The sequence below is a fragment of the Streptomyces vulcanius genome, from assembly GCF_042653945.1.
In the GTDB taxonomy this organism is placed as follows: domain Bacteria; phylum Actinomycetota; class Actinomycetes; order Streptomycetales; family Streptomycetaceae; genus Streptomyces; species Streptomyces mangrovi.
Window position 1 is genome coordinate 298,698 of the sequence record NZ_JBHSFK010000009.1, and the last position, 9,381, is coordinate 308,078.

General features: G+C 70.6%; 7 protein-coding genes and 1 pseudogene. 2 read left to right on the forward strand and 6 right to left on the reverse strand.

Features of this window, described 5'->3' with window-relative positions:
* Positions 1-52: 52 nt before the first annotated feature.
* The 6 genes from ACFPIH_RS16700 to ACFPIH_RS16725 all read right to left on the reverse strand — a co-directional run bounded on the left by ACFPIH_RS16700 (position 53) and on the right by ACFPIH_RS16725 (position 7,920).
* Positions 53-2,269, reverse strand: coding sequence for an MMPL family transporter (locus tag ACFPIH_RS16700; RefSeq protein ID WP_381172170.1), 2,217 nt, complete (start codon positions 2,267-2,269; stop codon positions 53-55).
* A 176-nt stretch (positions 2,270-2,445) separates the two neighbouring features.
* A complete protein-coding gene (locus tag ACFPIH_RS16705; RefSeq protein WP_381172167.1) occupies positions 2,446-3,237 on the reverse strand; it encodes an ATP-binding cassette domain-containing protein in 792 nt (263 codons plus the stop codon).
* A gap of 2 nt (positions 3,238-3,239) precedes the next feature.
* A complete protein-coding gene (locus ACFPIH_RS16710; RefSeq protein ID WP_381172164.1) occupies positions 3,240-4,301 on the reverse strand; it encodes an ABC transporter permease in 1,062 nt (353 codons plus the stop codon).
* Between the two features lie 92 nt (positions 4,302-4,393).
* The gene (locus ACFPIH_RS16715; protein ID WP_381172162.1) at positions 4,394-5,479 is read right to left on the reverse strand and encodes a sugar ABC transporter substrate-binding protein; all 1,086 of its coding nucleotides are present in this window, start codon (positions 5,477-5,479) and stop codon (positions 4,394-4,396) included.
* A 1,265-nt stretch (positions 5,480-6,744) separates the two neighbouring features.
* Positions 6,745-7,305, reverse strand: a complete 561-nt coding sequence (locus tag ACFPIH_RS16720) for a cysteine hydrolase family protein (RefSeq protein ID WP_381172159.1) — start codon at positions 7,303-7,305, stop codon at positions 6,745-6,747.
* Between the two features lie 162 nt (positions 7,306-7,467).
* Positions 7,468-7,920, reverse strand: coding sequence for a MarR family winged helix-turn-helix transcriptional regulator (locus ACFPIH_RS16725; protein ID WP_381172156.1), 453 nt, complete (start codon positions 7,918-7,920; stop codon positions 7,468-7,470).
* 295 nt (positions 7,921-8,215) lie between these two features.
* On the opposite strand from ACFPIH_RS16725, the gene ACFPIH_RS16730 reads away from it, so the two are divergent.
* Both ACFPIH_RS16730 and ACFPIH_RS16735 read left to right on the forward strand, forming a co-directional pair.
* Positions 8,216-9,241 (forward strand): sugar ABC transporter substrate-binding protein, encoded by a 1,026-nt coding sequence (locus tag ACFPIH_RS16730; protein WP_381172153.1) that lies wholly within the window; start codon positions 8,216-8,218, stop codon positions 9,239-9,241.
* Positions 9,241-9,381 (forward strand): annotated as a pseudogene (locus ACFPIH_RS16735) (ABC transporter permease); the annotation flags it as partial. The gene ACFPIH_RS16730 and the pseudogene ACFPIH_RS16735, both read left to right, overlap by 1 nt.

Consider the following 9,381-nt stretch of genomic DNA (forward strand, 5'->3'; position numbering starts at 1 on the left):
TCGTGGGCCGCGGCGCCCTGGGGTCCGGGCGCCGCGACCTGTCGTACGAGGTTCAGATCCGGGCCGCTTCCCGGGGCGCGGGCTCGCCGCCCGCCGGTACGGTGCCGTGCGCGGCCTGCGCGGTGAGTCCGGCGCCCTCGACGTCGACGGCGGGCAGCAGCCGGTCGAGCCACCGGGGCAGCCACCACGCCCGGTCGCCCAGCAGGGCCAGCACGGCCGGCACGAGTGCCATGCGGACGACGAAGGCGTCGAACAGCACCGCGACGGCGAGTCCGAAACCGATCGTCTTGATCATCGACTCGCCGGAGCCGATGAACCCGGAGAAGACCGCGATCATGATCACCGCCGCGGCGACGACCACCCGTGCGCTGTGCCGGAAACCCGTGACGACGGCCTGGGGGGCGGGGTCGCCGTGGACGTACGCCTCCCGCATCCGGGCGACGAGGAACACCTCGTAGTCCATCGCGAGGCCGAAGACGATGCCCACCAGGAAGATCGGCATCAGGCTCATGATCGGACCGGACTGCTCCACCCCGAGCAGTCCCGCGCCCCAGCCCCACTGGAAGACGGCGACCACCGCGCCGAGGGCGGCCAGTACCGACAGCAGGAACCCGAAGGCGGCCTTGACGGGTACGAGCACGGAGCGGAACACCACCAGCAGCAGGATCAGCGCCAGGCCGACGATGACGGCCAGGTAGGGCACGAGCGCGTCCTGGAGTGCCTGGGCGACGTCGATGTTCATCGCGGTGCTGCCGGTGACCTCGAAGGCCGCCCCCGTGTCGCGTTCCAGTCCGGCGCGTTCCGAGCGGATCGTCTGGACGAGGTCCTTGGTCCGCTGGTCGTTCGGGCCGGTGGCCGGGACCGCCGAGAACAGCGCGGTGTCGCCTGCCGCGTTGAACCGGGGGGCGGAGACGGACACGACTCCGTCGGTGCCCTCGATCTCCTTGGTGATCCGGTCGACGGCCGTCTTCGGGTCGTCCGCGCCCCTGACGTCCGCGACGACGGTCAGGGGGCCGTTGAAGCCGGCGCCGAAGCCGTCCGCCAGCGCGTCGTAGGCGCGGCGTTCCGTCGAGGAGAGCGGCTTGGACTCGGCGCCCGGCATGCCCATTTCCAGGTGCGCGGCGGGCAGGGCCAGGGCGCCCAGGCCCGCGACGCACACCACCAGCACGGCCACGGGGCGGCGCAGCACGAAACGCGCCCAGCGCGAACCGCCGTTGTCCGGCTTCAGGTCCCGCGCCCCGCGTTTGCGCACGGCGCGGGAGAGCACGGCGTCGGGCCACATGCCGAGCAGGGCGGGGACCAGGGTGAGGGCGACGAGTACGGCGACGACCACGGCGCCCGCCGCGCACAGGCCCATCTTCGTGAGCATCGGCACGCCGACCACGGACAGTCCCGCCAGCGCGATGACGACCGTGAGACCGGCGAAGACGACGGCGGAGCCGGCCGTGCCGACGGCCAGCCCGGCCGCCTCACTCGGGGCGTGTCCGTTCGCGCGCTCCTCCCGGTAGCGGGAGACCACGAAGAGGGCGTAGTCGATGCCGACGGCGAGTCCGAGCATCGAGGCGAGCGTCCCCGTGGTGAGGGAGAGCCCGAAGGTGCTGCCGAGGGCGATGATGGCGGCCATGCTGACCCCGACGCCGATCACGGCGGTGAGCAGGGGCAGCCCGGCGGCGGCGAGGGATCCGAAGGTGATCAGCAGGACGAGGGCGGCCAGTACTATGCCGATGGCCTCGGCCGAGCCGCCGGCCGCGGGCTGCTCGGCGAGCGCGGTGCCGCCGACCTCGACGGTGAGCCCGGAGTCACGGGCCTGGTCGATGGCCTTCTCCAGCGCCGCCTTGTCGGCGTCGGTGAGATCGCCGGCCGCCACCTTGAAGTTCACGGTGGCGTAGGCGGTGGAGCCGTCCTCGCTCACCGCCTTCGCGGTGAACGGGTTGACGGCACCGGAGACCTGAGGCTCGTCGGCGGCCTCCTTCACGAGGGTGTCGACGGCCGCGCGGTGCCCGGCTGCGGTCACCTTCTCGCCGTCGGGCGCGATGAACACGATGCGGGCGGTCGCGCCGTCGGCGGAGGAACCGGGGAAGCGCTCTCCGATGAGGTCGAAGGCCTTCTGTGCCTCGATGCCGGGCATGAAGGACGTGCCGTCGTCGGACGCGGCCGGAGCCTGGGCGGCGCCGAGGCCGACGGCGCCGAGGAGCACGGCCCACAACAACGCCACGAGCCAGCGCCGCCGGAAGGCGGTCCGGCCCAGCCGATAGAGCAAGGTAGCCACGGGAAACGGATCTCCAGGTCTGGTTTCGGGTAGATCACCAGCCTGGCCGGGCAGGGGCTCGGTGGCTTCATGCCCCTGCTCGCACTCTCGCCTGGTGCCGTCGCACCAGTCGGAGCGTCCCCCTCCTCCCTGAGGGGGACCCCCGGGTACCGCTCAGGGAGGAGGGGTGCGGCGGATCAGGCGTCGGCCTGGAGTTGCGCGAGTTCGGCTTCGAGGTCGGCCATCGCCTCACCGCCCGCCATGAGGTCGGTGATCTCCTCACGGGTGCGTTCGCCCTTGCGGAAGTCGTCGGCCTTCCGGCCGCGGATGAGGACGGCGAAGTGGTCGCCGACCATCATGGCGTGCCGGACGTTGTGGGTGACCAGGATGACGGCGACGCCCTTGGCGCGGGCCTGCATGATGATGCGCAGGACGTGGGCGGCTTCCTTGACTCCGAGCGCGGCGGTGGGTTCGTCGAGGATGAGGACGGTGGCGCCGAAGTAGACGGCGCGGGCGATGGCCAGGGCCTGGCGTTCGCCGCCGGAGAGGGCGCCGACGAGGCGGTTGCCGTCGGTGACGCGGGTGATGCCGAGGGACTGCATCTCGCGGACGGCGATCTCACCGGCGAGTTTCTTGTCGAACAGCTTGAACGGGCCCCAGCCCTTGGTGGGTTCGGCGCCGACGAAGAAGCAGCGGCCGACGCCCATGAGAGGGAAGGTGCCGCCGAACTGGTGCACGGTGGCGATCCCTTGGGCGCCCGCCTCCCGAGGGCTGTCGAACACGGCGGGTTCGCCGTTGAGTTCGATGGTGCCGGTGGTGGGCTTGTGGAAGCCGGAGAGGATCTTGATGAGGGTGGACTTGCCGGCGCCGTTGTCGCCGAGCAGGCACAGCACCTTTCCGGCGTCGACCTCGAGGGAGATGTCCGTCAGGGCGTCGGTGCCGAGGAAGGACTTGCCGATGCCGGTGAGGCGGAGAAGGGGTGTGGTCATGGTCAGGCCTTCTTCGCGGTGCGGGGCTTGTAGGAGAGGGCGAGGCGGCGGAAGGTGTTGTTCATCAGCACCGCGGTGAGGATGAGGATGCCGAGGATGAGGCTGGCCCAGTCGGAGTTCCAGCCGGTGTAGTAGATGCCCTGGTTGACGATGGCGAAGGTCAGGGTGCCCAGGACGACGCCGAGGACGGAGCCGTAGCCGCCGGTGAGCAGGACGCCGCCGATGACGACGGCGATGATGGAGTTGAAGACGAAGGACTGGCCGTTGGCGACCTGGGCGCCGTTGTAGAGGATGGTCTGGATCACCCCGACCAGGGCCGCGCCGAACCCGCTCGCCATGTAGAGGGCGATCTTCACCCTGTTGACGGGGATGCCGGTGGCCCGGGCGCTCTCCTTGTCACCCCCGATCGCGAAGATCCAGTTGCCGTACTTCGTCATCTGCAGCATCACGGCGACGAGGGCCGCGATGCCGAGCCACCAGAAGATCGCCACCTCGAACTGGCCGCCGATCAGCTGTCCGAAGACGGCCTTGGAGAACGGGTCGGGGCTGATGGCGACGCTGGTGGTGCCGGTGGTGGCACGGGACAGGCCCAGGGTCAGACCGGCCACGCCGGCCATGGTGGCCAGCGTGACGACCAGCGACGGGACGTTGGTGCGGGTGACGATGATCCCGTTGAGCAGGCCGACCACGGTGCCGAGCCCGAGCGCGAGGACGATACCGACGATCATCGGGGCGCCCCAGTGGCCGGAGACGATCGCCAGGGTCATCGAGCTGCCCGCGAGCACCGAGCCGACGGACACGTCGAGTTCCCCGGCGATCATCAGCAGCCCGACCGGGATCGCGATGACGCCGAGTTCGGCGGCGATGTTCAGCCAACTCGCCGCGCCCGCCGGGGCGAGGAACTTCTCCCCGCCGAAGATCGCGAAGAAGACGAAGACGCTGATCGTTCCGATGAGCGCGCCCGCCTCGGGGCGGTGCCGCAGTTGCCCCAGCGGGCTCTCGGTTCGCTTCGGCGGAGCGGCGGGCGCTCTCTCGGCCGTCGGGTGGGGGAGGGAGGTTGTCATCGGAGTGGTGTCACCTTCGTGGATCTCGGATGGTGCGAGGCGGGCACGGGAGGCGGTGCCGGGCCGGCCCGGGCCCGGCACCTGTGGGCGGGTCAGCGAACGCCGGCCTTGGTACCGTCGATCGCCGCGTCGACGTTGTCCTTGGTGACCAGCAGCGGGCCGGTCAGGATCGGGTTCTGCGGCAGGAGCACGCCGTAGGACAGGTACTGGTTGGCCATCGACACCGCGTAGAAGCCCTGCAGATAGGGCTGTTGGTCGATGGCGAACAGCTGCTTGCCGTCCTTGACCCGGTCGAGCTGGGACTGCGAGAGGTCGAAGGTGCCCAGCTGGACCTTGTCGGCGGCCTTGGCCTGGTCGATCGCCGAGGCGGCGCTGTCCGCGTCCTGGACGCCGATCGTCACCAGGGCGTCGACACCGCTGTCCTTCAGCAGCGCACCCTTGATCGCCTGGGTGACGGCGGAGGGGTTGCCGAAGTTGGAGGAGGGCAGGGGCAGTTGCTTGGACTTGGCGCCCTTGCTCTTGGCGCCGTCGGCGATGCCCTTGCAGCGCGCCTCCGAATTGGCCGCGCCGGGAACGGTGTTGACGCACAGGATGTTCTTGGCGCCCGCCTCGGCGAACTTGACGCCGCCGGCCTTGCCGGCCTCGTAGTCGTCCGAGCCTATGTACTTGATGCCGCCGGTCCTGTCGGCCGCCTCGACGCCGCCCGAGTTGTAGATGAACACCTTGACGCCCTTGGCCACGGCCTGCTTGATCGCCGCGTCCTGGCTGTCGGGCACCCAGTCCGGCACCACGATGGCCGAGGGGTTCTGGGAGAGCGCGGTCTGCGTCAGCTTGGCCGCGTCCGGGCCGAGGTTGTCGTAGTTCTGCGGGCCCAGGAACGTGACCGAACCGCCGCCCGCCTTCACCAGCTTCGCCGCGTCCTCGCCGCCGCGCTTGATCGCGGACCAGAACGGGTCGTCGGCCTTGCCGCCGATGACGTAGATCGAGACCTTGCCGTTGCTCTTCGCCGTGCCCTGCGAACCGTCGGTGCTCGCCGTCGCCTTGGCGGTGTCCCCCGACGCCTTGCCGCTGGCACACCCGGCCAGCGCGGTGGCCGCCACGGTGAGCAGGCTCACCATGGTCAGGCTTCTTCGGGAGAGACGACGGCCGAACGGCCGCCGGGGCTGCGTGGGTTCCATGTTCGGGGTTGCTCCTTCGTGCGATGCCCGGCCGGGGGCTGCGCGGGGCCGGGCATGTCCGGGGACGACAAGGCGGCGGGCGTGCGCGGACCTGGGCACGGCCGCGTGTTCGCGGGTGCCTCGTCGCGGGGATTTCCGGCGCCTTTCACGACGACGCCGGATTGATGGGTGACTAACGTTCCGGCGATGTTTTAAATCGCTTTAAGCGGTGGCCAGAGCATGCTTGTGTTTCGGAAACGTGTCAAGACTTCGCTCGCACATGTCTACGGGTTTGTGATGCGGGGCTTCCAAGATCATGGAGTTCTCCGCACCCCGTGCTCCGAGCGGAAGGGCGTGCCTGCCGGCGCATCGACGCTGAACCCGCCTGCCCTTGACCAGCTGCGCGAGAATCCGCAGGTCGGACCTGCGGAGGTCCCGGGGCTGCCAGGCTGCTGGAGCGGCCGGCCGAGGTGCCGGACCCGCGTGATCCACGCGGAGTGCGCCACCGCCCGGCCGTCACACTCGCGCTCCGGAGCGACTTCGCCGGCGGCGGTCGGTGGAGGGATCGCCGGTGCCCCGGGAGAGGTACGGGAACAGGTCGGCGCCCGTCCCGATCCGCTATTGCCCAGGCGGGTCCTGCCCTCTCCCGGCTCGGCCGGCGGTGACCGGCATGACGAATCCCATGGTGACCTCGCTGCGCGGATCGGCTGGGCGCGCCCCTACCGGCTCCGTCACCGGCTGCCCATCGACGAAGCCCTGCCGAACACGCTCGAACACACCGCCGGCCCGACGCTCGATCCCGACTGCCGCGCGATGCTGCTGCGGCACGGCGGGCTCGCTTTCGCCGACACGGTCGGCTTCCCGCTGCCGGCCTCATACCCTTGGCACCACCGGCGTCGTGACCGCGTTCCTCGGCCATTTCGCCGACCGCCGCGCCGACCTCGCCGCAGAACTCGCGCTCTTCGGGAACGTCTGCGGACCGGGCCGGCTGCCGATCGGCCGGGACCCGGGCGGCAACCTTGTGGTGCCGTCGGCCGACCATGGCGTCTGGTGCCGGGACCGCGGGGCCAGGCCGCCTGCCGCCCGCGATCCCCAGACCACCCGCACCACCGGCGGCGAGCGTCTCTACCTCGTCGCGCCCGCCTTCTCCGATGGAAAGCGTCCGCCGGGCGGGCCCAAGGGCGCCGATTGGTCCGAAACGTGCATCAGCCACACACCCCGGCCGGAGTCGCACGGTCGGCACCGTCCGTCCCGGCAGCGCGCCGGGAGGCGGTGTCGGGGTTTCGTCAGAGGGACTTGGCCCAGTCGTCGGTGGTGAGCACCGAGGCCTGGCGGGGGAAGACCTTCTCCAGCAGGACGCGGTGGACCTCGGGGTCGGCGTCGGCGCAGGCGTCGGACAGGACGGTGAGCCGGTAGTCCAGATCGGCCGCCTGGCGCAGGGTGGACAGGACCACGCCGCTGGTGGCGATGCCCGCCAGGACGAGCGTCTCGGCTGCGTGGGCGCGCAGCAGGACGTCCAGGTCGCTCCCGCTGAACGCGCTCACCCGGCGCTTGGTGACGACGGGTTCGTCGGGCCGCTGCCGAAGACTCGCGTGGATCCCGGTGGCCGGGTGGGTCTCGGTCATCGTGTCGCCGCCGTTCGCGAGCGCGGCGAACGCGGCGTTGCGGGCGGACACCTCGGGGTGGCCGGGGCGGAAGGCGACTCGGACGAACACCACCGGTATCCCGGCGGCGCGGGCGGCCTCGGCCGCGCGGCCGGCGGCGGCGAGGACCGCCTCGTCGCCGAGACGGTCGACGATGCCGTTCTGGAAGTCCATCACCAGCAGGACGGTACGTGCATCAGGCATGGTTCATCTTTCCGGATCGGTGCTGCGTGGCGGTGACCGACCGACGCCCTCCAGGGAGCCGCCGGCCAGGGTCAGGAGAATGCCCGCGCCGGCACCGGCAACACGGTCTGCGGCACGGGCACGGCGAGCGCACTGCCGCCGGCCTCGGGGATGAGCCCGGGCTCACGGATCCGCCAGCTCCCCGAGCAGCGTCAGCGCCTCGTTGATCGTCGCCAGCTGCTCGGGGTCGTAGCGTCGGTCCATCTCGCGGGCGAACCACTCACGCCGCTTCCGGCGATCGTGCTCGACCCGGTTCCGGCCCTCCGTGCTGAGCGTGATGATCTGCCGGCGGCCGTCGTCGGGATCGGGACTGCGCTCGATCATCCCGGCCACGTCCAGGGACTTGAGCGTCGCCGTCATCGACTGCGACCGCACGCCCTCGGCGGTGGCGAGCAGGGTCGTGGACGAAGCGCCGTTCTTCTCCAGTCGCAGCAGGACCGACCGCTGCGACGGGGTGAGGCCGCCGGTCGGCGCGGCGGCCAGCAGGCCGCGCAGCCGCCGGAACACCATCGCCAGGTCCTCGGCCGCGGTCTGCGCGGCGGCCGACGCCGGCTCGCTGGAATCTCCTGTGGTCACGGCACGCCCTCGCATACTCGGTAGCTTGCCTACTTACTGTGACTACGTAGGTTCCCTACAAATTACCGGATCCCGGGGAAATATCCTCGCGCGACACCCTTGACACACTCACGAAACAAGGCTGATAGTACCAAGACCTAAAGCGCTTTAAATTGTCCTGTTGTTCACACGCAGCCATCCCCTGAGCGCGGCAGCAACCCGTACTGCCACTGCCCACCGGCCGCACCCGGCTCGGTCCCGGTTCACCCGGCCGGTGGTCCGCACTCTTCCTTCTGCACAGTGAGGTGCACGCAGCATGAACCGCATGTCTCTCCCCCGTTCCCGGTCCCGCAGAATCGCCCCCGTCGTGGCCGTCGCCGCGGCCACCGCGCTCACCCTGGCCGGCTGTTCCAGCAGTTCCGGCGGGAAGAAGGCCGAGGAGAGTGCGGCGGGCGCCTCCGCGGGCAAGGCCGACACCCCCCGGATGACGGTCGCGATGGTCACCCACGCACCCTCCGGCGACACCTTCTGGGACACCATCCGCAAGGGTGCCGAGGCCGCCGCGGCAAAGGACAACATCAAGCTCATCTACTCCAACGACGAGACCGCCGCCGACCAGGCCAGTCTCGTCCAGAACGCCATCGACCAGAAGGTGGACGGCATCGCCGTCACCCTCGCCAAGCCGGACGCCCTCAAGGACGTCGTCGCCAAGGCCGAGCAGGCCGGCATCCCGGTCGTCGGCCTCAACGCCGGCCTCGACGTCTGGAAGGAGCAGGGCCTGCTGTCGTTCTTCGGGCAGGACGAGGCCGTCTCCGGCCAGGCCCTCGGCACGAAACTCAACGGCACCGGTGCCAAGAACGCCCTCTGTGTCATCCAGGCCCAGGGCGACGTCAACCTCGAACAGCGCTGCGCCGGTGTGAAGAAGACCTTCGGCGGCAAGACCGAGATCCTCTACGTCAACGGCACCGACATGCCGTCCGTGAAGTCCACCGTCACCGCCAAGCTCAAGACCGACTCCTCCATCGACGAGGTGGTCACCCTCGGCGCGCCGATCGCGCTGGCCGCCGCGCAGTCGGTGTCCGAGTCCGGCAGCAAGGCCAAGGTCGCCACCTTCGACCTCAACAAGGAGCTCGTCTCCGCCATCGAGAAGGGCACCATCCAGTTCGCGGTCGACCAGCAGCCGTACCTCCAGGGCTACCTCGCCGTCGACTCCCTCTGGCTCTACAAGAACAACGGCAACTACATGGGCGGCGGGGAGCAGCCGGTGCTGACCGGTCCCGCGTTCGTCGACAAGTCCAACGTCGACGCGGTGGCCGCGTTCGCCGCGAAGGGCACCCGGTGATGAGCGTGACCCGGCACGCCGAGCCGGCGGTGACCACACCGCCGGCCCCCGGCCCGCGGAAGACCGACGGCCGGACCGCGCAACGCCCGCCGGCGCTGCGCCTGCTGGCCCGCCCCGAGGTGGGTGTGTTCCTCGGCGCG

Coding starts and splice junctions, on each gene's coding strand:
- ACFPIH_RS16705 (WP_381172167.1), bottom strand. CDS start 3,237: ATGACCACACCCCTTCTCCGCCTCACCGGCATCGGCAAGTCCTTCCTC.
- ACFPIH_RS16710 (WP_381172164.1), bottom strand. CDS start 4,301: ATGACAACCTCCCTCCCCCACCCGACGGCCGAGAGAGCGCCCGCCGCT.
- ACFPIH_RS16715 (WP_381172162.1), bottom strand. CDS start 5,479: ATGGAACCCACGCAGCCCCGGCGGCCGTTCGGCCGTCGTCTCTCCCGA.
- ACFPIH_RS16720 (WP_381172159.1), bottom strand. CDS start 7,305: ATGCCTGATGCACGTACCGTCCTGCTGGTGATGGACTTCCAGAACGGC.
- ACFPIH_RS16730 (WP_381172153.1), top strand. CDS start 8,216: ATGAACCGCATGTCTCTCCCCCGTTCCCGGTCCCGCAGAATCGCCCCC.